General features: G+C 67.4%; 29 protein-coding genes. 21 read left to right on the top strand and 8 right to left on the bottom strand.

The features are described from left to right. Positions 1 to 35 precede the first annotated feature (35 nt). Together gvpO and gvpA are read right to left on the bottom strand one after the other, a co-directional pair. The gene (gene gvpO, locus NOV86_RS20960) at positions 36 to 485 is read right to left on the bottom strand and encodes a gas vesicle protein GvpO, halophile-type (protein ID WP_267643775.1); all 450 of its coding nucleotides are present in this window, start codon (positions 483 to 485) and stop codon (positions 36 to 38) included. Between the two features lie 9 nt (positions 486 to 494). Continuing rightward, positions 495 to 779, bottom strand: coding sequence for a gas vesicle protein GvpA (gene gvpA / locus NOV86_RS20955; protein WP_267643774.1), 285 nt, complete (start codon positions 777 to 779; stop codon positions 495 to 497). 161 nt (positions 780 to 940) lie between these two features. Between gvpA and NOV86_RS20950 the strand changes: the two genes are divergently transcribed. Genes NOV86_RS20950 through NOV86_RS20915 form a run of 8 tightly spaced genes read left to right on the top strand, consistent with a single transcriptional unit; the run spans position 941 to position 5,168 of the window. Beyond that, positions 941 to 1,594 (top strand): GvpL/GvpF family gas vesicle protein, encoded by a 654-nt coding sequence (locus NOV86_RS20950; protein ID WP_267643773.1) that lies wholly within the window; start codon positions 941 to 943, stop codon positions 1,592 to 1,594. A 6-nt stretch (positions 1,595 to 1,600) separates the two neighbouring features. Then, positions 1,601 to 1,852, top strand: a complete 252-nt coding sequence (gene gvpG / locus NOV86_RS20945) for a gas vesicle protein GvpG (RefSeq protein ID WP_267643772.1) — start codon at positions 1,601 to 1,603, stop codon at positions 1,850 to 1,852. A 13-nt stretch (positions 1,853 to 1,865) separates the two neighbouring features. Then, positions 1,866 to 2,708, top strand: a complete 843-nt coding sequence (locus NOV86_RS20940) for a hypothetical protein (protein ID WP_267643771.1) — start codon at positions 1,866 to 1,868, stop codon at positions 2,706 to 2,708. Next, the gene (gene gvpJ, locus NOV86_RS23165) at positions 2,701 to 3,123 is read left to right on the top strand and encodes a gas vesicle protein GvpJ (RefSeq protein WP_303647870.1); all 423 of its coding nucleotides are present in this window, start codon (positions 2,701 to 2,703) and stop codon (positions 3,121 to 3,123) included. Before NOV86_RS20940 ends, gvpJ begins: the two co-directional genes overlap by 8 nt. Further along, positions 3,110 to 3,454: a gas vesicle protein GvpK gene (gvpK, locus tag NOV86_RS20930; RefSeq protein WP_267643770.1), complete on the top strand. Its 345-nt coding sequence runs from the start codon at positions 3,110 to 3,112 to the stop codon at positions 3,452 to 3,454. Before gvpJ ends, gvpK begins: the two co-directional genes overlap by 14 nt. Further along, the gene (gvpL, locus tag NOV86_RS20925) at positions 3,447 to 4,292 is read left to right on the top strand and encodes a gas vesicle protein GvpL (protein ID WP_267643769.1); all 846 of its coding nucleotides are present in this window, start codon (positions 3,447 to 3,449) and stop codon (positions 4,290 to 4,292) included. The genes gvpK and gvpL overlap by 8 nt, the downstream gene beginning before the upstream one ends. Then, positions 4,289 to 4,519, top strand: a complete 231-nt coding sequence (gene gvpM / locus NOV86_RS20920) for a gas vesicle protein GvpM (RefSeq protein ID WP_267643768.1) — start codon at positions 4,289 to 4,291, stop codon at positions 4,517 to 4,519. The genes gvpL and gvpM overlap by 4 nt, the downstream gene beginning before the upstream one ends. 58 nt (positions 4,520 to 4,577) lie before the next feature. Further along, positions 4,578 to 5,168, top strand: a complete 591-nt coding sequence (locus NOV86_RS20915; RefSeq protein WP_267643767.1) for a hypothetical protein — start codon at positions 4,578 to 4,580, stop codon at positions 5,166 to 5,168. Positions 5,169 to 5,174: 6 nt separating this feature from the next. Here the strand turns inward: NOV86_RS20915 and NOV86_RS20910 are convergent, their stop codons facing one another. Further along, positions 5,175 to 5,825: a helix-turn-helix domain-containing protein gene (locus tag NOV86_RS20910; protein WP_267643766.1), complete on the bottom strand. Its 651-nt coding sequence runs from the start codon at positions 5,823 to 5,825 to the stop codon at positions 5,175 to 5,177. A gap of 108 nt (positions 5,826 to 5,933) precedes the next feature. Further along, positions 5,934 to 6,464 (bottom strand): peptide-methionine (S)-S-oxide reductase MsrA, encoded by a 531-nt coding sequence (msrA, locus tag NOV86_RS20905; RefSeq protein ID WP_267643765.1) that lies wholly within the window; start codon positions 6,462 to 6,464, stop codon positions 5,934 to 5,936. Positions 6,465 to 6,619: 155 nt separating this feature from the next. Here msrA and NOV86_RS20900 point away from each other — a divergent pair, with 155 nt between their 5' ends. Next, a complete protein-coding gene (locus tag NOV86_RS20900) occupies positions 6,620 to 8,218 on the top strand; it encodes a HEAT repeat domain-containing protein (RefSeq protein WP_267643764.1) in 1,599 nt (532 codons plus the stop codon). Positions 8,219 to 8,428: 210 nt separating this feature from the next. Here NOV86_RS20900 and NOV86_RS23160 read toward each other — a convergent pair whose 3' ends face one another. Both NOV86_RS23160 and NOV86_RS20890 read right to left on the bottom strand, forming a co-directional pair. Then, positions 8,429 to 8,794: a twin-arginine translocase TatA/TatE family subunit gene (locus NOV86_RS23160; RefSeq protein WP_303647869.1), complete on the bottom strand. Its 366-nt coding sequence runs from the start codon at positions 8,792 to 8,794 to the stop codon at positions 8,429 to 8,431. Between the two features lie 114 nt (positions 8,795 to 8,908). After that, positions 8,909 to 10,777 (bottom strand): Hvo_1808 family surface protein, encoded by a 1,869-nt coding sequence (locus NOV86_RS20890; protein WP_267643763.1) that lies wholly within the window; start codon positions 10,775 to 10,777, stop codon positions 8,909 to 8,911. Positions 10,778 to 10,916: 139 nt separating this feature from the next. On the opposite strand from NOV86_RS20890, the gene lonB reads away from it, so the two are divergent. Further along, entirely contained in the window at positions 10,917 to 12,944 is a 2,028-nt protein-coding gene (gene lonB, locus NOV86_RS20885) for an ATP-dependent protease LonB (protein ID WP_267643762.1), read from the top strand. 60 nt (positions 12,945 to 13,004) lie between these two features. Here lonB and NOV86_RS20880 read toward each other — a convergent pair whose 3' ends face one another. Next, positions 13,005 to 13,637, bottom strand: a complete 633-nt coding sequence (locus tag NOV86_RS20880) for an HdeD family acid-resistance protein (RefSeq protein ID WP_267643761.1) — start codon at positions 13,635 to 13,637, stop codon at positions 13,005 to 13,007. Between the two features lie 383 nt (positions 13,638 to 14,020). On the opposite strand from NOV86_RS20880, the gene NOV86_RS20875 reads away from it, so the two are divergent. The 10 genes from NOV86_RS20875 to rdfA all read left to right on the top strand — a co-directional run bounded on the left by NOV86_RS20875 (position 14,021) and on the right by rdfA (position 21,385). Continuing rightward, positions 14,021 to 14,332 (top strand): hypothetical protein, encoded by a 312-nt coding sequence (locus tag NOV86_RS20875; RefSeq protein ID WP_267643760.1) that lies wholly within the window; start codon positions 14,021 to 14,023, stop codon positions 14,330 to 14,332. 265 nt (positions 14,333 to 14,597) lie between these two features. Continuing rightward, complete coding sequence (locus tag NOV86_RS20870; RefSeq protein ID WP_267643759.1) at positions 14,598 to 14,990, top strand: twin-arginine translocation signal domain-containing protein; 393 nt, start codon at positions 14,598 to 14,600, stop codon at positions 14,988 to 14,990. Positions 14,991 to 15,260: 270 nt separating this feature from the next. Further along, positions 15,261 to 15,611 (top strand): hypothetical protein, encoded by a 351-nt coding sequence (locus tag NOV86_RS20865; RefSeq protein ID WP_267643758.1) that lies wholly within the window; start codon positions 15,261 to 15,263, stop codon positions 15,609 to 15,611. Between the two features lie 351 nt (positions 15,612 to 15,962). After that, entirely contained in the window at positions 15,963 to 16,457 is a 495-nt protein-coding gene (locus tag NOV86_RS20860; RefSeq protein ID WP_267643757.1) for a hypothetical protein, read from the top strand. Between the two features lie 221 nt (positions 16,458 to 16,678). Beyond that, on the top strand, positions 16,679 to 17,119 hold the full coding sequence (locus NOV86_RS20855) for a hypothetical protein (RefSeq protein WP_267643756.1): 441 nt from the start codon (positions 16,679 to 16,681) through the stop codon (positions 17,117 to 17,119). A gap of 167 nt (positions 17,120 to 17,286) precedes the next feature. Then, positions 17,287 to 17,742 carry a hypothetical protein gene (locus NOV86_RS20850; protein WP_267643755.1) on the top strand — a complete coding sequence of 152 codons (456 nt, stop codon included), beginning with the start codon at positions 17,287 to 17,289 and terminating at the stop codon, positions 17,740 to 17,742. Positions 17,743 to 18,078: 336 nt separating this feature from the next. Then, positions 18,079 to 18,666, top strand: a complete 588-nt coding sequence (locus tag NOV86_RS20845) for a hypothetical protein (protein WP_267643754.1) — start codon at positions 18,079 to 18,081, stop codon at positions 18,664 to 18,666. 536 nt (positions 18,667 to 19,202) lie between these two features. After that, complete coding sequence (locus NOV86_RS20840) at positions 19,203 to 19,757, top strand: hypothetical protein (RefSeq protein ID WP_267643753.1); 555 nt, start codon at positions 19,203 to 19,205, stop codon at positions 19,755 to 19,757. Positions 19,758 to 19,942: 185 nt separating this feature from the next. Then, positions 19,943 to 20,680, top strand: coding sequence for a DUF192 domain-containing protein (locus NOV86_RS20835; RefSeq protein ID WP_267643752.1), 738 nt, complete (start codon positions 19,943 to 19,945; stop codon positions 20,678 to 20,680). A 75-nt stretch (positions 20,681 to 20,755) separates the two neighbouring features. Further along, entirely contained in the window at positions 20,756 to 21,385 is a 630-nt protein-coding gene (rdfA, locus tag NOV86_RS20830) for a rod-determining factor RdfA (protein WP_267643751.1), read from the top strand. A gap of 177 nt (positions 21,386 to 21,562) precedes the next feature. On the opposite strand, the gene NOV86_RS20825 is transcribed toward rdfA, so the two are convergent. Further along, on the bottom strand, positions 21,563 to 21,748 hold the full coding sequence (locus NOV86_RS20825; protein WP_267643750.1) for a DUF7331 family protein: 186 nt from the start codon (positions 21,746 to 21,748) through the stop codon (positions 21,563 to 21,565). Between the two features lie 412 nt (positions 21,749 to 22,160). On the opposite strand from NOV86_RS20825, the gene NOV86_RS20820 reads away from it, so the two are divergent. Then, entirely contained in the window at positions 22,161 to 23,120 is a 960-nt protein-coding gene (locus NOV86_RS20820) for a transcription initiation factor IIB (protein ID WP_267643749.1), read from the top strand. Positions 23,121 to 23,660: the final 540 nt, after the last annotated feature.

Below are 23,660 nucleotides of genomic sequence, written 5' to 3'. Positions count from 1 at the left end.
CGGTCGCCGGCCCGAGGCGGGTCAGGGGTTCTCGGTCACTCGAAGGGGTCGGTGTCGCTCCGACGGTAGCGCCCGATGCGCTCGTACCCCGTCACGCTCCTCGTGTCGTCGAGCGTGATCTCGTACCGCCCGAGGATATCCTGCGTGTCCGGGACGGCGTGGCGTTCGACGACCTCGATGGTCGCCAGCCAGCCGTCGCCGGTGTTCATCACCTCGATGACGCTGTCGCACTCGTTGCCGACGAGTCCCTCCGCGGTGGCGACGACGGCCCGCCTGACGTCGACCACCGAATCGGCGCCCCCGAGTGGGCCCTCTCCGGCGGTCGACGCGTCGGGTCGCTGCTCGCCAGTCGGCCCGTCCGTCCCGACCGTCGGGTCGTCCGAGTCGTGCTGGTAACAGTAATCACCGTCGCCGGCTGTTCGTTCGCACCGTTCGTCGTCTCGCGTGTAGGCCCGACAGCGCTCTGGGTCGTCCAGTTGTGGCATCTGGAGACCTCAGTTCGGGGTGGGTGCGTTCTCGTACTCGTTCGGGCGGGTCGGCTTCTCGATGTCGATGTCCTGCATGTCCTCGAGGTCACCGGACTGTGTCGCCTGTTCGACCTTGGAGATGCTCTCGGCGTAGTGGAGGAACGTGTCGACCGAGGCCGCGACGACCCTGGCCTCGACTGTCAGTATCTCGATACCGACGACCGAGATGCGGGCCCAGACGTCGACGACGATGCCCTTGTCAAGGATGCGGTCGAGTACCTCGGCGAGACTGGAAGAGTCTGGTCGTGCCATTGTACTCTTGGCTTCGCCCACGGCATAGATGGCGATAGTGCTTGCAGGCGCGGCGGTCGCGCCGGCTATGGCCCCGTGGCCACGCCCTCGGGTACTTGAGTCACTTGCGGGCGCCAGCACTGGCGTTAGGGACGTCTCCAGCGAACGTGGGGTCACCGACGATGAGCAAACGCTACACCTACGGCGTCGTCGATGCCGGCGAGTTCGGTGACGACGAAGCCACACTCACCGAGACGCTGGACGGCGTCGACGCCGTCGACGGCGGCGGCCCCGTGGAGCTGCTACAGCAGGGCCCGCTCGCGGCGGTCGTGAGCGAGATCGACACGCTCGAGCCGGACGATTCCGACGAGAACTCCCGCCGCCACGACGAGGTGTTGCGGGCGGTCATGACGGTCGGGGACGGACACGCCGTCGTCCCGATGCGCTTCGGGATGGTGTTCGAGAGCGACCCCGCCGTCAGCAACGTCCTCCGGAGCGCCCGCCCGGCGTTCACCAGGGCACTCCGGTCGGTCGAGGGCCGCGTGGAGGTCGGCCTGAAACTGGTCGAGGAGGAGGCACAGTCCCTCGACCAGCAGGCGGTCCGCGAGTCGGTCGCGTCCGAACTCGCCGACCACCACGTCGAGCGCACCGAGGGCGACCGCTTCAGCGACCGGCTGGTCCTCAATCGCTCGTACCTCGTCGAGCGCGAGGAGCGCCCCGCCTTCGACGATGCCGTCGACCGCATCGAGGACCGCCACGAGTCGCTGCTCGTCCAGTACACCGGGCCGTGGGCACCCTACAACTTCGTCGACATCCAGATCGGGGCCCAGCGGTGACCCGCGATGTTGCTCGTGGACGACCTTCTCGTCCGGCCGTTCGTCTCCCTCGTCGGCGTCCTGCACGACATGGCGCTCGAGGAGCTCTACGACGTCGACGCCATCCGGGACGACATCAAGGAGAACCAGCTGCTGTACGAACTCGGGCAGCGGTCGACGGCCGAGTACGAGGCCCGCCGGGAGGAACTGGAGGCGGAACTGGCGCTGGCGAAGGAGGCGCGCGAACAGCTCGGCGACCGCGTGGAGGTGAAGGGATGAGTGGGGGCCGCCGATGACGCCCGCCCTGCCGGCCCCGGTCGACGAGCTCTTCTCGCGCGCCGAGGACGCCGTCGACGACCTCGGGTCGGACGAGGACGGACGCGAGGGTTCTGACGGCGGCGAGGACGAGAGCGACGCCCTGCCGACCGAGATGGTCGACCCCGTCGACGACCTCGTCGAGGTGGCCGACGAGGCCGAGGACGTACTCGAGACGGTCGACGTGACCGGCGTGCTCTCGGCGGTCGACTGGGACGCGCTCCCCGAGACCGCCCCGGACGTGGTCGACCTGGACGAACTGCCGGATGCGGTCGGCGACGGTGACCCGGGCGACGCGGTCCGGCTCCGGGCGCTGGCTCGCCTGCTCGACCTCTCTGACGTGTGGGAGGCGGCCGACGTGCGGGCGTTCTGGCGGCAACAGCGAGAACTCGACGAGGCGGTGTCGGAACTCGTCGGAGCCGACGAGGCGGACGAGGCAAGCGACGAGGGAGACGACGGCGGCCTCGACGTCGGCGGTATCGACGCGGGGGGCGGAGTCCTCGACGCCGACGCCGAATCGGTGGAGAACGCGGTGCAGTCCGAGGTGGCGGACGCGGTCGGCGAGTTCCGGGCGTCCATCCTCGAGGCGCACGTCCGCCTCCGCGAGAAGTTCGAGGAGAACCAGGAGACAGCGGAGAGCCGACACGGCAGCACCGACAGCTCCCGCAATCCCACGGCCGTCTCCACGATGCCCGGGTCGTCGGGCGGGGCGCTCCGCCACTCGACGGTCCCGGAGGAGACGCGCTGCTCGACCGCCCCGAACCGCAAGCGCATCTACGGCGGGCGCTTCGACGAGGCGACCGGAGGGACCGATGAGTGACGCCGGCCCGACCCGGTCGACGAACGACCTCGCGGACGTGGTCGAACTCCTCCTCGACAAGGGGGTCGTCATCAACGCGGACATCGCCGTCTCCGTGGGCGACACGGAACTCCTCGGTATCCGGCTGCGGGCCGCGGTGGCGTCGTTCGAGACCGCGGCGGAGTACGGCCTGGAGTTCCCGTCCGGGACCGACATGCGGCGGGTCGACGCCGCGGCCGACCGGGAGGCACTGGACCCGGCTGCCGTCGGCCCCGCGAAGGTCCCGGGGCGGTCGCCACGGGGGCGGCGGCCGCCCCATCCGGAGCTCGCGGGCAACCCGGACGAGACGGAGTCGTCGCAGGAACCGGCGGAGCGAGAGCCACCGGCCGAGTCAGCAGAACCGGAACAGCCGGAGGTGACCGATGACGACGATTGACGTCGGCGGCTCGGAGGCCTCGAACGGCCTGGTCGCGGTCGTCGTCGCCGTGGTCGAACTGCTGGTCGAGGCCCTGGAACGCGAGGCCATCCGCCGGATGGAGTCGGGGAACCTCTCGGACGCCGAGATCGAACGCCTCGGCTCGCAACTCGCGACCCTGGAGGCCGAGGTGGCCGACATGAAAGAGCGCGAGGGCGTCGAGGACGCGGTCGACGACCTCCGGGCGCAACTCGACGGGCTGGTCTCGGACGCGGTCCGGACCGCCGCCCCCGAGGACGGCTATCCCGGGATGGCCGACCAGCCGGGAACCGGGGTGGCCGAGCGTGAGTGAATCGGTCGACGACGGCCGGTACGTGTACTGTATCGTCGACAGGGAGGGCGGCGCGCCGGCCCCCGACGAACCCACGTTAGAGACCGAGGGCGTCGATGGGGAACCCGTCTCGCTGGTGGCGGCCGATGGGAGCTACGGACCTGGCGACGCCACCGACCTCGCCGCCGTCGTCCACGAATGCGACGGGGTCTACGACGCCACCGACGAGCGGACGGTCCGCTGCTGGCTCCTCGCACACCAGTCGGTCGTCGACGCGGCCGGGGAAGCCTTCGGGACGCCCCTCCCGTTCCGGTTCGACACCGTGGTCCGCGGTGACGACGCCCGGGTCGCGACGTGGATGCACGACAACGGCGCCCGGCTCCGGGACGCGCTCGACCGGGTCGCCGGGGCGTGGGAGTACCGGATAGAGGTCCGCTGGGACGAGACACGCCTCGCCGACCGGGTCGCGGCCGACGACGACGAACTGGCCGCGCTCGCGGACCGGCGGGCCGGGGCGTCGGAGGGCACCGCGTTCCTGCTCGACAAGCAGTACGAGCGCGCCCTGTCCGCGGCGACGGCCGACCACCGGTCGTCGGTGATGGCGGCCCTGCGAGCCGACCTCGACGCGCAAGCCCGCGCCATCACCACGGTCGAGCAGTCGGTCTCGAGCCTCGAGGCGGCGGGCGAGTCCGCCGACGAGACGGTGTCGGAGAGCCTGACCGTCCTCGCCGCGCCCGAGCACGAGGAGGCCATCGGCGACAGACTGGACGAGGTCGCCGCGCGGCCGGGCGTCACGGTCCGGTACACCGGGCCGTGGCCGCCGTACTCGTTCACGCCGTCGTTCGAGGAGGACCAGTGAAGCCGACCCGGGATCCCGACGACGCCCTCGTGGACCTCGTCGACGTGTTGCTCGCGGAGGGCGTCCTCGTGCAGGCCGACGTGCTCGTCAGCGTCGCCGACATCCCGCTCGTGGGAATCGAACTCCGGGCGGCGGTCGCCGGACTGGCGACGATGCGGGAGTACGGCCTCCTGGCGGACTGGGACCGCGAGGTCCGGCGAGAGGCCGAGCGAGCGGGCAGGGATTGAAAAGGGCGCGCACAGGCAAGGCGGAGGTTCTCGGGTGGGAAGGCGCTAGCAGGGATGCATGTCGAACACACCGACCGACGGCGAGCGATCGCCGCTCACAGCGATACTTGGCGCAGCACTCGAACGACCCGTGAAGGAGGCCGTCCACGAGGCACTGGACGAACGCGAGTCCGAGGGCGAGACGGTCACGACGACAGACGAGGACTCGACGGCGTCGGAGACGGCGCAGGACGACACCGAGGCGTCCAGCGGCCGCTCCCGTGGCCGGCGGCTCCTCGTCGGAATCGCTGCACTCGCAGGTGCCATCGTACTGCGACGACGGCGGAATCGCCGGTCCGAAGGCGAAGACGAGACCGAGGCTGAGGCCGAGTCGGAGACTGGCGCCGTGACCGACGACGAGGCCGAGGCCGGGACCGACGAGGACACGGCCGACGAGGACGACGCCGAAGAACTGGGCGGCACGACGACCGACGACGCTGCCGGCCGGTCGCTCGGGAAGAAGACCGCGCTCGGGGTCGGAACGGCCATCGGCGCGGCCGCACTCGCCCGCCGCCGGCGCAACAGTGGTAGCTCGTCGACCACGGACGAGAGCGAAGACGACGACCAGACGAGCGCCTCCGCCGACGAGGCGGTCGCCGCGGGCGACTGACCGCCCTCAGCTCTCGGTGAACAGCGCGTTGGCTATCAGGCGTTCGTGCCCGCGGCGGAGCCGTTCCGAGAGCGCCTGATGGGAGACCTCGCTCTCGTTCGCGAGTTCCGTCAGGTCGGACTCGCGCGGAATCTCGTAGTAGCCCTCGTCGTGGGCGTTCGAGATGGTCTCGTACTGTTCTTCGGTGAGCCCGAACAGCCCCCGCTGGAAGGAGTCCGTGAGTTCCGAGAGCCGTCGTATCTCGAGGTCGATGTCGTTCTCCTCGCACCTGTCGTAGGTTCGCGAGACGGCGTCCCGGCCCGGAAAGAGCAGCCGGAACCGCCAGACACCGTCCCGGGCGACGGCGTCCACGATTGTCGCACCCTCCTCGAGCAGGACCGACGCGACGATGCGGGCGCTCGCGTGCCAGTCCACGTCCAGCAGGTAGCCGTCCTCGAGTGCCGCGAGGACGGAGACGTCCGTCGTCGTCTCGTCCGACGCGACGGTCCGGGGGAGCGTGTCTCCCGGTGCCCCCTCCGCCCAGAGGTACGGGAGGATACCGTCGGTCCGCTGGGCGGCGAAACGCACGAACTCGAAGTGTACGTCCGACACCCGGCGCATCGCCTCGGCGAGCGCGAACTCCTCCGCCGGAACGACCGCTTCGACGATGGTGCTCATGTGCGACATTCAATCCAGCGACACTTATGAACGAGAAGCCTAGCTGTCACGCGATTTTACAGTGACGGTTCCAGAACCGTCGACCGGAACGAGGGCGACCCGGCCGCGCTACGGCTTCGACGCGAACTTCTCGCGGACCTTCTCGATCTTCGGCTGCGCGTGGAAGGTACAGTAGGTGTCGTTCGGGTTCTTCTCGTAGTAGTCCTGGTGGTACGCCTCCGCCTCGTAGAACGTCTCCAGTGGCTCTACCTCGGTGACGATGTCGTCGTCGTAGGCGTTCTCGGCTTCGAGTTCGGCGATGAACGCCTCGGCGAGTTCCTGCTGGTCGTCGTCGTGGGTGAAGATGGCCGACCGGTACTGGGTGCCCACGTCGGGTCCCTGCCGGTTCAGCTGGGTCGGGTCGTGGACGGTGAAGAAGACCTTGAGCAGGTCCTCGTAGCCGAGGACGGCTGTGTCGTACTCGACCTGGACGACCTCGGCGTGGCCGGTGTCGCCCGAGCAGACCTGCTCGTAGGTTGGGTTCTCGACGTGGCCGCCGGCGTAGCCGGAGGTGACGGACTCGACGCCGTCGAGTTCCTTCATCGCCGCCTCGATACACCAGAAGCAGCCACCGCCGAAGGTGGCAGTCTCGGTCGTCATGCGCCCCTCTACGTCCTCGAAGGGTAAAGACACACAGGCAGCGGAAAGACGGGGCGGGCGTGGCCGCGACCCCACCGTCTGAGGGACCCATGCGAGTCGATACCTAACTATGTAATGCGCAGAATTAAGTCACTCCCCGGAGTGAAATTTGAGAAATGGGTCCAGACGACGACCAGCGGCGGGCGGAGCGGCTGCGAGCAGCGGCCGGCGATGCACCGGACGACCCCGCTGGGCTGGCGAGCGACCTCGCCACGCTCGGGACGCACGACGACCCGTCGGTCCGTCGTCTCGCGGTCGAGGGTCTGTGCGACCTCGCGGAGCGAAGCGTCGACACCGTCGAACCGGTGCTCGACGTGGTGTTCGCGGCCCTGAACGACAGCGACCCGGAGACGGCCCGGGCTGCCGTGAACGCGGTCGCCATCGTCAGCGACGAGGACCCGTCGCTCGCGCGCCCCGTCGCGCCGGACCTGTGTCGCCTCCTGGAGGAGGACCGACGAGGCACCAGCGAAGCGGCCGCGGTGGCGCTGTGGCCCATCGCGTGGACCACGCCCGAGGCGGTCGTCCAGGCCGTCGACCCACTCCGTGGCCTCCTCGACCGACCCGAGCAGGCGACCCGGTTGAGCGCCGTGGCGGTCCTGCGCGGTATCGCCGCCGAACACCCCGAGGCCAGCGTGCCGGCGGTCGAGGGACTCGTCGACCGATGTTTCGACCGCCACCAGAACGTCAGGGTGATGGCGACAGCCGCGCTCGGCCCGCTGGCGACCGCGTTCCCGGGCCGCGTCGAGCCGGCGGTCCCGCGGCTCGTCCGCTGCCTGGACGACGCCGACGGGCGGGTTCGCCAGAACGTCGCCGCCGTCGTCCAGCAGGTCGTCAAGGCCTACCCGGAGGTCTCGCTCGACCACCGGGACCGGTTCGTCGCGCTGCTCGACGACGAGAACGCGGAGACCCGCACGAGTGCCTCGAACGTGCTCACGGCGCTGGCGGACTATCGCCCGGCCGAGTTGACCGACCGTGTCGACCCGCTGGTCCGGGCCACCCGTGACGAGGACGGACGGGTGGCGGCGAACCTCCTGCTCGGCCTGGCCTCGGCGGCCTGGACGCAGCCGGAGGCGATGGTCGACCACCTCGACGCCCTCGCGGCGAGCCTCGACCGCGGCCCCGACGTGAGCCACAACGCGGCCTACCTGCTCGGGGTGGTCGCCGAGACGTTCCCGGTCGTCGTCGCGGACCACCTCCACGCGCTGGTAGAACTGGTAGAAGAGGGGGAAGCCCGCGTCGCCAGGAACGCGGCCTGGGCGGTCGCCGTCGTGGCGGAGGAGCAGCCGGCTGCCGTCGAGGGGCACCGCCCCGCGCTGCTGGCCGCGCTCGACCACGAGTGCCCCGGCGTGCGCGGGAACGCCGGTATCGCCCTCGGCCTGCTGGATGCACCGCCGGAGGCCGCCGTGGGAGCGGTCCTCGACCTGCTCGCCGACGGCGACGAGCCGAACGACGTCCGCCTCGCGAGCAGGGGCCTCGTGGAGCTGACCGGGGCCAGTACGGAGGCCTCGGCCGGGGACCTCCCCGTCGACGCGGTCCTCGACCTGCTCTCGTCCGGGGACCCGCGGGTCAGGGCGAACGCGTGTACCGCGCTCGGGAACCTCGGCGTCCAGACCGCGCTCGACGACCTCTACGAGTGCCAGACCGACACCGAGTCCCGGGTGCGGAACGCGGCGAAGTCGGCGGTGGAACGGGTCCACGGTCACCGGGCCGACTGACGACGGTACTGGCAGATTTCGATAACGAAGACGTTGTTAACTAATTCATCCTGTGGGAAGGCGTGAATGTCCACTACACCGTACTGAAGTCCGATTTTGGCGGTTCAAGACTCGAGAACTGTAAACTGATTTGTTAATCAAAGAGGTCGTGAGCAAGGAGAGAAACAGAAGGGTAGATTTCCGTATGGTTCGTGTCCGTGGTCGTCCCGGTCAGTCCGACGCGCGGTCGGTCTCGGTCTCCAGCTCGGACTCGGTGTCCTCGGACTCGACCGCTTCGGCGGCCGGTTCCGTGGACTCGTCGACCACGCCGGCGGGCTCCTCGGCCGTCGCCGTGGATGCGGCCTGCGGCTCGTCGTCCATCTCGTCGCCGACGACGGCGCGGCGGGTCTCCTCTTTCACGCCCGTGATCTCTGCCTCGAGCTTCTCTCGCCCCTTCTGGTACTCACCCATGGCCTCACCGCTCGCACGCGCCAACTTCGGCAGTTTGTCCGCGCCGAAGAGGAGGATGACGAGCAGGAAGACGACGATGAGTTCGGGGCCGCCGATGCCTCCGATGAACAGCGGTATCGTCACCATTCTATACTCAGAGAGGCGATGCTCGGTGATAACCCTTCTACCGAGGCAAGGAGATAACTCCCGGCTCAGGTCCTAACGCCGTCGAAGGTGTGGAGAACGAATGGTCGGGGGCGGTCAGCGCCAGCGCTGGTACAGCGTCACGTCGATGTCCATGCGGATCTCGGACAGTTGCTCGACGGTCGGGGCGTTGACGATGGTGACGCGGGTCCCGTCGAGGGTGACGTGGAAGGCGTCGGCGAACGGGCCGCGGTCGACGACCCAGGTGTCGGGCCCGACGCGGTCGGCTCGGAACTCCTCTAAGACGTCGGTGTACGCCTCGTAGAACTCCTGGGCGTCGCGGGTGCTGTCCCACTCGGTCACCCAGACGTAGCCGTACTCGCCGTCCTTCTGGTACGGGACGATGCGGTCGCCCGCCCAGCCCTCGGAGGGCGTGCTGACGTAGTTGTAGGTGTCGAACTCGGACTCGACGCGGTTGATGTCGTAGGCGCTGATGACGCGGGAGTTCTCCTCCTTCGCGAGGTGGTAGAACATCGCGTAGATGGACGCCTCGCCGAGCACGTCGGCGCCGTCCTGGCCCGACTCGAAGCGGGCCCAGCCACCAGTGGTGGCGTCATCGACCCGGACGATGGTCGGGGCGTCGTCCTTCTCCGGGTGGATGAACGTCTCCGTGGTCGTGGGCATGTTCTCGAACGAGGTGGTCACGGCCTCCCAGCCCTTGCGCTCGACCATGTACTCCATCCAGACGGGGCCGTCGGAGTACGGCTGGAAGATGGCGATGAGCAGGCCGGTCGCCGGGGACTCGCCGCTGGTGTCGGCGCCGGTGTTCGACGGACTGGGCGTGCAGGTCCACGTCGTCCCGCAGTGTTGCTTGTACAGCGCCGTGATGTAGTTCGCCTCGCCCTCGACGATGCCGTTGCGGGCGAGTTGCTCGTCCTGTACGTCCTTCAGCGACGCGGTGAGGTCGAAGTGCTGGTCCTGCAGCGCGTGGACCATCTCGTGGACGAGCACGTTCGGGTCGACCGTCGGCTGGTCCGCGTCGGTCGAGACGATGACCATCTCGTCGGTCTTCGGGGCGTAGTAGCCGAGCACGTTCGAGCCGAACAGTTTGGTGAACTCGTCGGAGACGTTCGCGTCCTCACCGACGATGAACAGCGCCTCCCAGACCTGGTTGTTCCACAGCGAGTGGTCCAGCGTCTCGTTGGTGCCCTCGGCGAGCTGGGCACGGTAGTCCGCCCGCGAGATGATCTTCACGTCGACCGGTTCGAGGTACTCCAGCCCGCGGATGTACTCGACCCGCGCCATCGTCACGGCGACGAGGGCGTCGAGTTCCGCGTCGGAGACGCCGTCGCTCTGGTCGATGACGACGGTCTGGTTGTACCAGTAGCCGGCCTCGTAGCCGATGATGCCGTCGTCCTCGCTGCCGACGGGGTGGGGCTCGCCGCCGTCGTCGACCGGGACGCCGCCGTCGGTCGTCCCGTCGTCGTCACCGGGCGTGACGTCGGGGTCGCCGCCGGCGTCACCGTCCTGCTGGCCGGCGTCGGAGCCGCCGTCGTTGCTGGGCGCATCGGGCCCACCGCCGTTGCTGGGCGCGTCGGAGCCGTCCGACGGGCCGTCGGTGTCCGGGGTGTCACCGGGCGTGGGGTCGACCGCGGGGTCGCCATCCCCGCCGTCACCGGGCGACGGGTCGACTGCGGGGTCGCCAGCATCGCTGCCGCCGTCCGCGTCGGGACTGGTGGGGCCGTCGGAATCGGGTGCTGGAACGTCGGGAGCGGTCGGCTCCGGGGGTTCCACGTCGGGGGTCTCACCGTCGGTGCCGTCCCCCGCGGGCGGTGTCACGTCCGGGGTGGGCGACGGGTCGTCGACGACCGGTGGATAGTCGTCGTCTGGTACGGCGCTCACGGGGGCGTCTTCGAACGACACGAAGACGACCGTCCCCGAGAGCAACACGAGGAGTGCGAGTAGCACTGCTGGAGCCCCCTTCATGCGCTAGTGGAAGGTATTTTTCCTGATAAGGCTTTCAACCCGCGCCGTAACCGGGTAACGACAGAAAGCTATCACGTAGGTAGAAAGGATATGAAGCCTGTGCGTCTATATCACACACGAGTGATGAGCCGATCAGACCATGGAAACCGAGAAGGACACCTCTGAGTTGACTGCTAGCACCGAGTCCTCTAGCGACGCTGGGGAGTACGGGCCGTTCCTGCCGCCCGAGTCGCCGATGGACGACTCCGACGAGGAGACGGCCCAGCTCCTCGGCGGGCTGGACATCGAGAGCACCGCCGACGTGGAGGTCCCGCGACTGCTCATCGACCAGGTCATCGGGCAGGACCGCGCGCGGGACATCATCGAGAAGGCGGCGACACAGCGCCGCCACGTCATGATGATCGGCTCGCCCGGGACCGGCAAGTCGATGCTGTCGAAGGCGATGGCCGAACTGCTACCCAGTAGCGACCTCCCGGACGTGCTCGTCATGCACAACGAGGACGACGGGAACCGCCCGAAGGTCGAGGTCGTGCCCGCCGGCGGCGGCGAGATGGTGGTACAGGAACACCGCCAGCGCGCCCGCAAGGGCCTCCAGCTCCGCTGGTTCGCGATGTGGACGACGATAATCCTCGTCTTCATCTACACCATCATCGTCGGGCAGCTGTTGCTCGGCATCCTCGCCATCGCGGTCGTCTACTACATCTTCCGCAGCAGCGCGCGCAACCGCAACCGGATGGTTCCGAAGATCCTCATCGACAACAGCGACCGGACGAGTGCGCCGTTCCAGGACGCGAGCGGCGCCCACGCCGGCGCGCTGCTGGGCGACGTGCGCCACGACCCGTACCAGTCCGGTGGGATGGAGACGCCGAGTCACGACCGCGTCGAACCCGGCGCCATCCACAAGGCGAACAAGGGCGTGCTGTTCATCGACGAGATCAACACGCTCGAGATCCGCACCCAGCAGAAACTGCTGACCGCGCTGCAAGAGCGCGAGTACTCCATCACGGCCCAGTCCGACACGTCCTCGGGCGCGATGGTCCACACCGCGCCGGTGCCGTGTGAGTTCATCATGATCGCCGCGGGCAACCTCGACGCGATGGAGAACATGCACCCCGCGCTCCGGAGCCGCATCAAGGGCTACGGGTACGAGGTGTACATGGACGACACCATCGAGGAGACGCCGGAGATCCGCCAGAAGTACGTCCGGTTCGTGGCCCAGGAGGTCGCCAACGACGGCCGCCTGCCCCACTTCACCCGGGGTGCCATCGCGGAGGTCGTCCGCGAGGCCCAGCGCCGCGCCGGCCGCCAGGACCACCTGACGCTGCGGTTCCGCGACCTCGGCGGGCTCGTCCGCGTCGCCGGTGACATCGCCCGCGACGAGGACGCACCCTATACCACGCGCCAGCACGTCCTGCAGGCAAAGCGCCGGGCGCGCTCCATCGAGCAGCAGATCGCCGACGACTACATCGAGCGCCGCCGCGAGTACGACCTCACGGTCAACGAGGGCGCGGTCGTCGGGCGGGTCAACGGCCTCGCGGTCATGGGCGAGGACTCCGGCATCGTGATGCCCGTCATGGCCGAGATCGCTCCCTCGCAGGGGCCCGGCCAGGTCATCGCGACCGGCAAACTCCAGGAGATAGCGACGGAGTCCGTCCACAACGTCTCCGCGGTCGTGAAGAAGTACTCCGACCAGAGCCTCGACAACAAGGACATCCACGTCCAGTTCGTGCAGGCGTACGACGGCGTCGAGGGCGATTCGGCCTCCGTGACGGTCGCGACCGCCATCCTGTCGGCGCTGACCGACGTGCCGGTCGACCAGAGCGTCGCGATGACCGGCTCGCTGTCGGTCCGGGGCGACGTGCTCCCCGTCGGCGGGGTCACCCACAAGGTCGAGGCGGCGGTGAAGGCCGGGAGCAAGACGGTCATCATCCCGGCCGCGAACGAGCGCGACGTGCTCGTCGACCCCGAGGTGCTGGAGCAGATCGAGATAATCCCCGTCCGGCACATCGGCGAGGTGCTGGACGCCGCGCTGGTCACCGAGACGGTCAAGCACTCCATGCTGGAGAAGCTCTCGAAGGCCGCCAGCGAGACCTTCGGCGAGTTCACCTTCGGCTCGGGCGCGGGCGAGGCCCGCGTCGAGAGCGAACACGACTCGGGCACGCAGTGACCGCGGGCTGATCGGCCCTGCTGTCCTGTTTTATAAAAGATACCAGACGGCGAGCGATGCTCAGGCCTGGCCCGGTTTCGACACCGGCGGGGTCGTCTCCTTCTCGGCCGCGTCCCGCGCGCCGACGGCGAACAGCGCGAACGAGATGCCGGTCGAGAGCAGGTTCACGCCGAAGAGCAGACCGATGGCCCACAGCGCGCTGCTCGGGAAGTTCGCCAGGACGAGCGAGGCGAGCACCAGCGAGACGACGCCGCTGGCGACCACCCAGCCCCAGTTCGGCTCCTCGCGGAGCTTGAAGCCGAGGAATATCTCGACGATCCCGTTCAACAGGAAGAACCCCACCAGCAGGAGCGTCAGCGAGGCGAGCCCAAGCAGCGGGTTCGCCATGAGGAAGATACCCGCCACCGTGTAGAGGACCCCGAGCAACGCCTGGCTGACGAACCCGGTCCACTTCATCTGCGAGATGCTGTGTGCCACGTTCACCAGCCCGCCGATGACCAGCACGGCCCCGAAGAGGAGCGACAGTGAGATGCTCGTGACGAAGGGGAACGCGATCGCGAGAATGCCACCGATGGCGAGCGCGATACCCGCGAGGAACAGCGGCCGCCAGTCACCCTCGAGCGTGGCCATCGTCGGCTCGTCGATGCGCTCTTCGATACTACTCTCGCCGATATCACCGGTTTCTGGACTCATGGTCACGGGAGAGTAGGGGTGTACGCGGGAAGTATAATGTTCCACGAGACTGGTGAGAGCCGTCGGGCGCCAGACCGGTCGTTCGGGTCCCTCGACACCTCAGCACGCCGGGTTCGGGACTCTCCCCGAGACTGTCACGACCGGGGCGGGAACCGTCGAATCCGGGTGTTCCCGCGCACAGACGGTCGATCCGTGGGAGTCTCGACGTCCTGAGAGACCGAGGAAACGATACTACCGTCCGCTCAGTTCGACTGGTACTTTCGTTTCGGTTGAAAACGTCGTGGTACGGGCGTAACGACGTTACTACCTCGTCGCTATATTCGGATGTCTCCTATGCCTTCCCGAGGGGGTTGGAAAACATGACTCACAACGTCTCTCGAGGAGTGTATCGTCGCAAAGTCCTGAAGACCGTCGGTGTCGGCCTCGCCGCCGTCGCGGTCGGCAGCCAGGCCGTCTCCGCGAAGGAAGGTGTCGAGCCCAGCGTCGCCGCCGGCCAGCAGCCCGAGGGCGAGCAACCGTACCACTACGGCGGGTACTACCGGCGCCGCTTCTACCGCGGCTACTACCGTCCGTACTACCGTGGCTACTATCGCGGCTACTACCGCCCGTACTACCGTGGCTACTACCGCGGCTACGGCTACGGCCCGTACATCCGGTTCCGCGGCGACGGGTTCCGCTTCCGGTACTGGTACTGACCGACCCGTCGTCGACCACCCGCCGGCCACCAGCGCCGGCGCGCTTCTTTGCGAACTACCGACCGAGACCGTCCGGTAGCTGCGGCACGCGTTCGCCCCGACAGCCGTCCTGCGCACCGCTTTCCGCAGCGAAACCTCGTTTCCCGGCGCTCGTATCGGATGGTGATTACGTTTCGTCGAACAACTCCGTAGTACGGCCGTAACGTCGTCACTACCGCGAAATTATGCGGCTCACACGCCTACCTCCACCGAGGGGGTTGAAACCATGACTCATACCGAACCTCGAGGAGTGTATCGCCGCAAACTGCTGAAGACCGTCGGCGTCGGCCTCGCCGCCGTCGCGGTCGGCAGCCAGACCGTCTCCGCCAAACAGGGACAGTCGCCGGCGGTCGCCCCGGGACAGAAGCCCACCGAGGAGCAGTTCGGCGCCTACTGGGGCGGCCCGTGGGGCGAGTACTGGCGCACCGGTGGCCTGTACGACCCGCACTGTGACCCGTGCGCGGGCTACGCGTTCTGGCGTAGCGGCGGGTACCGCGGCCGGTTCTACGGCCGTGGCTACTACGGCAGCCGGTTCTACGGTCGCGGCTTCTACCGCGGCTACGGCTACGGCCCGTACGTCCGGTTCCGCGGGCGCGGCATCCGGTTCCGCACCTACTGACGGGTCGGCGTAATCGAACGACCAACGGGGTGGGAGACCACCCGATCGCCACCTGTTTTTTCGCGGCCAGCTCGTCGAGCCTCGGTCACCCGCGGGTGATATCGACGGGGGAACCTGCTTGCCGGACGCTCGTTTCCGCTGGAAAGTACGTGTCGTCGTGTAACTTCGTGGTGCCCCGGTAACGGGATTATTACCTCGAGATTATTCCGTAATAACTCGTAGATACCGGCCGAGGGGTTGCAAATCATGACTCACAACGGAATCGGGAGTATGTATCGTCGCAAGTTGCTGAAGACCGTCGGTGTCGGCCTGCTGGCCCTCGGCGTCGGCACCGGAGCCGTCTCCGCGAACCAGGGCACCTCGGCCAGCGTCGGCACCGGCGCAGCCACCGGTGCCCAGCCGTATCACCGCGGGTATTATGGCCGCGGGTACTACGGCCGCCGGTTCTACGGTCGCAGGTACGGCTACCGTGGGTACTACGGCCGCGGGTACTACGGCCGCCGGTTCTACGGTCGCAGGTACGGCTACGGCCCGTACTACGGTGGCTACGGCTACGGCCCGTCGTACTTCAGCTACGAGCGCGACAAGGACGGCTCCATCGAGGTCGACTACTACTACTGAGCCGGCCGGGTCGGGGAATCGACCCTGGTCCGTCCCGCGTTTTCGAGCTATCCCGACTGGTGACCGGACGGTCTCTCCGGCCGTCGTCTCCGCGCCGGCACGGCGTCTCCTCGCTGACGCTGCCTTCGCACCGTGGTTGCCGGCCGTGGTGATCGCTCGCTCGTAATCGCCGCGGGGTGATTTCCCCACCGAAACGTGATTCCGCGGTGGTCGTTCGCACTGGTAGTTCCGTCACGTTGTGCAACTTCGTAGTACTGAAGTAACAGAATTATTACCGCGAGGCTATATTTTATTAACTCATATCGAAGCACGGGGGTTGAACTCCAAATGACTCAAGATAACTCTCGAGGGATGTATCGACGAAAGCTTCTGAAGACCGTCGGCGTCGGGCTGGTCGCGGTCGGTGTCGGCTCGCAGGCCGTCTCCGCGAAGGAGGGGTCCGCGAACATCACCGGGACCGGGAAGGAAGGACTGTACGGGCGCCGCCTGCGCTACCGCCGTGGCTTCTACGGTCGCCGCGGGTTCTACGGCCGCCGCTACCACGGCAGCCGCATCCGGTTCCGCACCGGCTACCGCCCGTACGGCTACCGCGGTCGCTTCGGCTACTACGGCGTCGACCCCTGTGGAGTCGACCCGTGTGCCGTCGACCCGTGTGCGGACATCGATCCGTGCGCCGACCCGTGTGCTGACGTCGACCCGTGTGCCGACGTCGACCCGTGCGCCGTCGACCCGTGTGCGGACATCGACCCGTGTGCCGACCCGTGCGCCGGTGGCCTGTACCGCCGGGGCTTCTACGGTCGTGGCATCTACAACCGCGGCCTCTACCGCCGCCGGTTCCTCTACTGACGCCGTCGCGTAGGCCTGTCAGGTAGCGACTGGAGCTGTCCAGTCGTCGTTTCTTCCATCCGTTTTCTCACACCGTGAGCGACCGCTTCGCCGTTACCACGCAGACGTTTCAGCAGGAGATTACGTGTCCCCGGGCAACTTCGTGGTGTCCCGGTAACCCAATCATCACTTCAGAGATATATTCGAGCCCGGCATAGCTTCTACGGGAGAGGGTTTCATCCATGAAACGAAATTTCACCGACGGAACGTCCCGACGAACTGTTCTCAAGGCGGCCGGCGTGGGCCTGCTCACGCTCGGCGTCGGAAGCGGCGTCGCCGCCGCAGCCGGACGACCGGACCCGAGCAGCGAGACCGTCCAGGCCGGCGAGTCGCCGATGGAGGCGTATCACGGTCGCCGGTACCGTCGCGGGCGGCGCCGATACGGTCGGCGGCGCTTCCGCCGGTACCACCGGCGTGGGTACGGTCGGCGCTGGTACGGCCGGCGCGGCTACTACGGCGACGACGTGGAGATCCGCATCTACGGCGACCCGTACTACTCCGGCTACTACGGCGGCTACGGCTACGGCCCGTACTACGGCGGTTACTACGGCCCGTTCTTCGTGGACGACGACGAGTACGTCTACTACGGTCCCGACGGGTACGTCAGGGTCGACTTCGACTGAGCGTCGCTGGTCGAGGTCGCCGGAGGCGACACGGGGACGGGTCGGCGTGATGACGTTCCCGACTGGTAACTCCGTGTCGTCGTGCAACTCGGTGGTAGTCCGGTAACCCAGGTATTACCGTGGCGTTATTTTTCGATGTAGCCTACCCTCGACCGAGGGGAGAAAGCATGACCAGCAACCATAGACGCGTGTATCGACGACGATTGCTGAAGACCGTCGGCCTCGGGCTGGTGACCGTGGGCCTCGGCAGTGGAGTCGCCTCCGCCGCGGACGGTGGTCGCGCAGGCACCCCCGCGGTGGGACAGGCCGGACCGACCGAGGGCGGCCAGTACCAGCGTGACGAGGGTCGGCGCGGTGGCGATGGCCGTCGGGGTCGTCGGCGCGGCGACGGCGATGACGGGCGGGGGAGACGTGGTCGCAGAGGCCGCCGGGACGACGACGATGGCTGGCGCAGGCGGCGTGGTCGCCGCGGACGCCGGGGTCGTCGCCGGTACGACGACGATGACGACGACTTCGAGTTCCGGTTCTACTACCCGTACTACCGGCCGTACTACTACCGCCCGTACTACTACGACCCCTACTACGGGCCGTACTACCGCCCGTACTACTGGTACTGGTACTGACCGGGTCCCCGGGCCCGACCCGCACTCGACGCGGGCCGGCCCGTGCGCACCCAGAACCGCCAGCCGACCGTTTTCGACCGACAGCCGACCTGTCGAGAGTCAACTCTGTCGATTCCGCCGACGGACTGCCGTGTCCCCGTCCTGCGATCTACCCCGGTCCCGGAACGCCCGTGACTCCGGACTCGTGGCGCCCCAGTTACGGCGCTCCCGTAATCTCTTCCCGGACTGGTAAGTCAATCTCGCCACACAACTTCGTGGTATCCGCGTAACCAGTTTATTAGCTAACATTATATTCCCGGACACTCCCTAGATAGTGGCTGAGAGGGAACTACCACCATGAAACAACATTCCTCGACCCAAAGCACGCGACGGACCCTGCTCAAGACCATCGGCACGGGCCTGCTCACCATCGGGGTGGGTTCCCAGGCGGTCGCCGCGTCCGACAACACCGGCTCCCGGAGCCCGTACTTCCGGCGGAACCGCCGCAGCTACGATACCCGTGGCTACAGGCGCAGCAACAGCTACCGTGGCTACAGCCGCAGCCGGAGCTACCGTCGCGGTGGCCCCAGCCGGAGCTTCAGCTCGGGCGCCGGGCCGGCCGGCAGCCAGAGCATCGAGGCGGCGACCCACGGCGCACCCGCCCCGTACTACGGGAGCGGCTACGGCGGCTACGGCCCGTACTACGGCGGCAAGTTCGAGTTCGACCACGGCGAGGTCGAGGCTCGCGGTGACATCCTCGCCGGCGGCTTCGAGTACGAGCGCGACGACTACACGGGCGACGTGGAGTTCGAGAGCGCCGAGATCGACTTCGAGTACGACTACGCCTACGGCGACATGGAGTTCGAAACCTTCGGGCGCTGTGACGTCATCAAGTTCGAGGTCGAAGGCGACGACCTCGAGGCCGACTTCGGCGCCTGCTACTGAGCTGTGCCGGGGGCGACCGGGGCGACCCGGTCGATAGTACTCTCCGACCCACTGGCTGAACCATAGCCGGTCGTCACTTTTTCGCGGTGTCCCGATTCTGTCGACTGTTTCTCACGTGTCCCGTCCAGCGACCACGCAGTTCCCACCGAGCTGTCCAGGTGCGGGTCTGGCGCGCCGAACTGGTCATTACCAGACTCGCAGCCACGAGCCAGAGCCGGGCGCTTTTCCCTGACAGACGACACGGGCGCCGCCCCGAGAGGCCCCGGCCTGACTCTCGATGCGCCCTCGAGGCCCGCCCTGCGCACCGCACCGGTCGCAGGCACGGCCATTCCCGGAGCGTGAGTCGCCGGCTGGTCGGTCACCCTCGCTCCCGAACCGACGGTTCGGCCTCTCCCGTGCCCGATGTATCGACCTTTCGTCACTGCTGAACTTCCATACCATCGGTCAACTTCGTCGTAGTATCGTCACTGGTTGGATAGTAGACGTGTTATCTGTAGAGCCCACCTATGGGTTAGTGAGAAGGAGGAAATCACCCAATGGACAGCACTACCAACTCAGGAACCTCGCGACGCACGCTACTCAAGGCCCTCGGCACCGGGCTCGTCAGTACCGCGGCCCTTGCGGCCCCGGCCGCTGCGAAGATCGGGGACGTGGGGGACACCTCTGCCGACCTCGGCAGTAGCTTCGCGCGCAGCAACGTCTATCGACCGTACTTCCGTCGCCGCCGGTTCGGCCGGTTCGGTGACTTCCAGCTGACCGTCCACGACTACTGTGGCACCGGGACGACGTTCGACTTCGACTCGTACGACGCGTGGCTGGCCGGCGACACCGAGGTGGAGTTCGTCGGGCCCTACGGCTCGGCGTACTACAGAGCCTACGACTGGGGCGGCTTCGAGTTCCAGAGCCCGACCGTCTACATCGACTGCGACTACAACGACTTCGACGTGCGCCTCATCGACAACGCGCGCTGCCCGGTCGTCAACTTCGACGTGGACGAGTACAACGGCGAACTGGACATCCGCTACGCGGACGGCGGCTTCATCAAGGTCGACAGCAACGACGGCTACTACGGCCGCCGCTACTGGTACTGACCACACCGGTACCTGGCCGACACCACACGCGTAGACGCGTGGTCCGACCTGACCCGCCCGACGGCCGTAGTCGCTGTGACATGACCTGCCATTCTCCACGCCGTCGGGTCACTCGTGTTTCCGACGTGACTCCGTGACCTCCCAGTTATAGAGAACTTTTCCCCTTGCTGCGTCTCTGTACTTGCATGAACGTGCGAAGCGAGTCCCTGATACTCGTCGCCATCGTCGTCGTACTGGTCGCGGCCGTCGTGCTCCAGGGCGGCGGCCAGGCGGCCGTGAACCCCGGCGACACGACCGACCCGGTGACGGACCCGGGCGTGAACGACTCGGGCGATATCGTCCTGCCTCCGATCGGTGACGAGGGGAACGAGTCCCCGACCAGCCCGGACGACGACTTCGGACCGGACGTGACACCGCCTGCTGGCGACGGTGACGGCACCACCGCGCCGCCGACGACGGCCCCGCCGACCACCGAGCCCCCGACCACGAGCCCGCCCACCACCACCCCTGACGCTGGCGGTGACAGCGAGTTCACCAACGACGGGACCGCCATCTTCGTCGTCGACGGCTTCACCGTCGGCAGCGCGACCCTCGAGGTCGCCGACACGGCCGCAGAACAGGAGGCCGGCCTGAGCGGCCGGAGCTCCCTGCCCGACGAGGCCGGCATGGCCTTCGTCTTCGACCAGGAGTACTACGTCTCCATGTGGATGAAGGACACGACCATCCCGCTCGACCTCATCTTCGTCGGGGCCGACAACACGGTCGTCAACGTCGCACAGGCCGACCCGCAACCGGGCGCGAGCGACGACGAACTGGCACGCTACGAGAGCGACGCGCCGGTGAAGTACGTCATCGCGGTGAACCAGGGCTACGCTGACGAACTGGGTATCGGTGCCGGGACGGTCGTCGAATTCGACATCTGACCGGGCAGCACCGACATCTCAACGATTCTTCTCATCGGCGGTAGGTTTTAATCCCCTTGCCGGATAGTAATCACCGTGACTTCCCCGACCACCTCGTCGAGCACCACGGCCAGGAGCAAGGTCCGTCGCGTCATCGAGACGTACGACCTCGGGGGACTCGGGGACGACCTCGAACGCCGCTGGACGGCAGACGGTGACGACCAGTACAGCCTCCGCGAGCTGGCGGCGCTGTTCAACCTCGCCGTGTTGCGAGCCGCCCTCGAGGCGGCGGGCGTCTACCTCTCCGAGCGCGAACTCGAGGCCAAGTACGAGCTACTGACGGACGACGACGCGAGCGAGAGCACCCGGATGCAGGCGGTGCGTAGCCTCGAGAAGGACGGCGTCGACATCGACGACGTGACGGGAGACTTCGTCTCCCACCAGGCCATCTACCGGTACCTCAAGAACCACCGCGGGGCCTCCCACGAGACGACGGCGTCCGACCCGGTGGAGACGGCGAGCCAGGCCATCCAGCGCCTCCGGAGTCGCACGAACGCGGTCGCGAACTCGAACCTCGAGCGACTGGACGACGCGGGCCACGTCTCCGTCTCCGACTTCGAGATACTGGTCGACATCACCGTCCTGTGTACCAGCTGTGGCCAGTCGGCCGAGTTCTCGACGCTCCTGGAGCGCGGTGGCTGTCGCTGCACGCGTGACGAACGCTGACATCCCGTTACAGACGTAACTTTGTAACGCTGAGGTGTGTGTTACCACGACATGGACCGGCGGCGGATCCCGGATAGGTCTCGTGGAACAGGCACTGGACGCCCCCGCTTCTGGCGGGTCGCTCACGTCACGGTGATGAAGAATAGTCGGCCACGCTCGTCCGTTCGTCTCGCCGGCTCAGAGTGCGTCCTCGAGGCCCACGGCACACGTCGACTGGATCCACGCCCTGTGGTTCGCCGTGTCGTAGATGATGACCTCGCCCTGGGTCAGGAGCAACGCGGCGTACGCGGGTGCGGTCGTCGGCAGTCCCGCGTTCGCCTCGAGCGTCGGTGCGTCCTCTCGTTCCTTCTTTGAGTATCTCATGGTCCCCCCTGTGTAACGCCGAGCGCGTGTCGCTTCGCGCGTTACACATACTACGGTGCAGACCATGATAACTGCTAGCTTACAACAGTGTTAGCGAGGCACCTCCGTCTCCCTTACCCGGGTGAAACATATCACCACGAACCGGGGACATCCCGGCGAACCGGCGTTATCCCGCTTCCTCCACGTGACGAACTCGAGGTCGGGTACCTTCCGACACGTTAGAAGAACGTTAAGACGCTCTGTAGCCAAATGGTCGCAAGGGCGGAGAGGCCGTTCAGACGTCCGCCCGGTCGCCACTCGACATCGCAGCAGCGACGGGTGTGGTCGGCCGGGGACGCGAACGCGCCACCGCGCGAGGGGGGAGATGCTCCGGTCCGGAGTGTCGACCATCCCGATTCAAGGCAGATATACTATGACACGAAAGGACAGCATCGGAAGCGACGTCCCGTCGGGTCGGGAGAACGCACCGCTCCAGTGTCCGGAGTGCGGTGGCAGCGTTCGCAACGACGAGACACACGGTGAGACGGTCTGTATGGACTGTGGACTGGTCGTCGCCGAGGACGAGATCGACCGCGGCCCGGAGTGGCAGGCGTTCTCCTCGGACGAGGCGGACCAGCGGAGCCGCGTCGGCGCGCCCGTCTCGGTCCTCTGGCACGACAAGGGGTTGTCGACCACCATCGACTGGAAGAACGCAGACAGCAGCGGCGCCCCGCTGAGCCACAACCAGCGCCGCCAGATGGAGCGGCTCCGCGTGTGGAACCAGCGCTTCACCATGGAGAACTCCAAGAAGCGCAACCTGCGCCAGGCACTCGGCGAGATCGACCGCATGGCCAGCGCACTCGGGCTCCCGACCGACGTGCGCGAGACCGCCTCGGTCATCTATCGGCGCGCCCTGAAGGAGGACCTCCTCCCGGGGCGCAGCATCGAGTCCATCGCGACGGCGTCGCTCTACATCGCCGCCAGACAGGTGGGCATCCCGCGGACCATCGACGAGGTCATCGAGGTCAGCCGCATCCAGGACAGCGACTTCCGGCGGGCGTATCGCACGCTCGTCCGCGAGCTGAACCTCGTCGTCCAGCTGGCCGACCCGAAGGACTACGTCCGCCGGTACGCCTCCTCGCTCGGCCTCTCCTCGGAGGGCGAGCGCATCGCGTACCAGCTGCTCGAGAACGCCCAGCAGAAGGGCATCGACAGCGGCAAGAGCCCCGTGACCCTCGCGGCCGCGGCGGTCTACGCCGCGTCCGTGGTGACCGCGGAGGACATCACCCAGCGCGACGTCTCCGAGGTGGCGAACATGAGCACCGTGACCATCCGGACGCGGTACAAGGAACTCCTGAACGCCACCCCCGAGTACAGTAGCTTCACGCAGTAGCTCGACCAGTCCCGACCCATCGCGTCCCCCCTCTCTTCGTACGCTCGATTGCCTGGAGAGCGTCAGAGCTCTCGTTTCAGTTCCGGCCGGTAGTGAGTCTTCCAGTATCAGCGTGGAGCAGCCTCGGCAGTCGCTGGCTCGCGGGCAGTGACTGTGTGGACTCGGACGAACGCCCGAACCCTCCCCGGACGCTGGGGGACTGGTCGCACGTGTCGTGTCTGGAGTGTCGGCTCGCGGCTCGTGGGCCATCTCCAGCCGCCAGTATCTCGACTGTCCAGTTCTCTCGACCGCCCGCTTCTCGCTACCCTCCTATCCGCACGGCCGCACTCTCCTCTCGACCGGGCCAGACCGCCGAGCCAGTCTGCCGGACCAGTCCGTCACACCTGACCACCACCAGTGCGTAGCGAGACGACCACCGGGCCAGCCGACCAGTCAGCCGCGAGTCGAAGCCGAGCATCGATCGAACGAGGAAACTGGAGGGCGAATCCGCGAAGAGAACGAGCACGCGCTGGATAGCTATCGGGGTCGAATCAGCGAGAA

This window comes from Haloarchaeobius amylolyticus (assembly GCF_026616195.1).
Classification (GTDB): Archaea; Halobacteriota; Halobacteria; order Halobacteriales; family Natrialbaceae; genus Haloarchaeobius; species Haloarchaeobius amylolyticus.
This window is presented reverse-complemented; position numbering and strand designations above follow the sequence as displayed.

Coding starts and splice junctions, on each gene's coding strand:
- gvpO (WP_267643775.1), bottom strand. CDS start 485: ATGCCACAACTGGACGACCCAGAGCGCTGTCGGGCCTACACGCGAGAC.
- gvpA (WP_267643774.1), bottom strand. CDS start 779: ATGGCACGACCAGACTCTTCCAGTCTCGCCGAGGTACTCGACCGCATC.
- NOV86_RS20950 (WP_267643773.1), top strand. CDS start 941: ATGAGCAAACGCTACACCTACGGCGTCGTCGATGCCGGCGAGTTCGGT.
- gvpG (WP_267643772.1), top strand. CDS start 1,601: ATGTTGCTCGTGGACGACCTTCTCGTCCGGCCGTTCGTCTCCCTCGTC.
- NOV86_RS20940 (WP_267643771.1), top strand. CDS start 1,866: ATGACGCCCGCCCTGCCGGCCCCGGTCGACGAGCTCTTCTCGCGCGCC.
- gvpJ (WP_303647870.1), top strand. CDS start 2,701: ATGAGTGACGCCGGCCCGACCCGGTCGACGAACGACCTCGCGGACGTG.
- gvpK (WP_267643770.1), top strand. CDS start 3,110: ATGACGACGATTGACGTCGGCGGCTCGGAGGCCTCGAACGGCCTGGTC.
- NOV86_RS20915 (WP_267643767.1), top strand. CDS start 4,578: ATGTCGAACACACCGACCGACGGCGAGCGATCGCCGCTCACAGCGATA.
- NOV86_RS20910 (WP_267643766.1), bottom strand. CDS start 5,825: ATGAGCACCATCGTCGAAGCGGTCGTTCCGGCGGAGGAGTTCGCGCTC.
- msrA (WP_267643765.1), bottom strand. CDS start 6,464: ATGACGACCGAGACTGCCACCTTCGGCGGTGGCTGCTTCTGGTGTATC.
- NOV86_RS20900 (WP_267643764.1), top strand. CDS start 6,620: ATGGGTCCAGACGACGACCAGCGGCGGGCGGAGCGGCTGCGAGCAGCG.
- NOV86_RS23160 (WP_303647869.1), bottom strand. CDS start 8,794: ATGGTGACGATACCGCTGTTCATCGGAGGCATCGGCGGCCCCGAACTC.
- NOV86_RS20890 (WP_267643763.1), bottom strand. CDS start 10,777: ATGAAGGGGGCTCCAGCAGTGCTACTCGCACTCCTCGTGTTGCTCTCG.
- lonB (WP_267643762.1), top strand. CDS start 10,917: ATGGAAACCGAGAAGGACACCTCTGAGTTGACTGCTAGCACCGAGTCC.
- NOV86_RS20880 (WP_267643761.1), bottom strand. CDS start 13,637: ATGAGTCCAGAAACCGGTGATATCGGCGAGAGTAGTATCGAAGAGCGC.
- NOV86_RS20870 (WP_267643759.1), top strand. CDS start 14,598: ATGACTCATACCGAACCTCGAGGAGTGTATCGCCGCAAACTGCTGAAG.
- NOV86_RS20865 (WP_267643758.1), top strand. CDS start 15,261: ATGTATCGTCGCAAGTTGCTGAAGACCGTCGGTGTCGGCCTGCTGGCC.
- NOV86_RS20860 (WP_267643757.1), top strand. CDS start 15,963: ATGTATCGACGAAAGCTTCTGAAGACCGTCGGCGTCGGGCTGGTCGCG.
- NOV86_RS20855 (WP_267643756.1), top strand. CDS start 16,679: ATGAAACGAAATTTCACCGACGGAACGTCCCGACGAACTGTTCTCAAG.
- NOV86_RS20850 (WP_267643755.1), top strand. CDS start 17,287: ATGACCAGCAACCATAGACGCGTGTATCGACGACGATTGCTGAAGACC.
- NOV86_RS20845 (WP_267643754.1), top strand. CDS start 18,079: ATGAAACAACATTCCTCGACCCAAAGCACGCGACGGACCCTGCTCAAG.
- NOV86_RS20840 (WP_267643753.1), top strand. CDS start 19,203: ATGGACAGCACTACCAACTCAGGAACCTCGCGACGCACGCTACTCAAG.
- NOV86_RS20835 (WP_267643752.1), top strand. CDS start 19,943: ATGAACGTGCGAAGCGAGTCCCTGATACTCGTCGCCATCGTCGTCGTA.
- NOV86_RS20825 (WP_267643750.1), bottom strand. CDS start 21,748: ATGAGATACTCAAAGAAGGAACGAGAGGACGCACCGACGCTCGAGGCG.
- NOV86_RS20820 (WP_267643749.1), top strand. CDS start 22,161: ATGACACGAAAGGACAGCATCGGAAGCGACGTCCCGTCGGGTCGGGAG.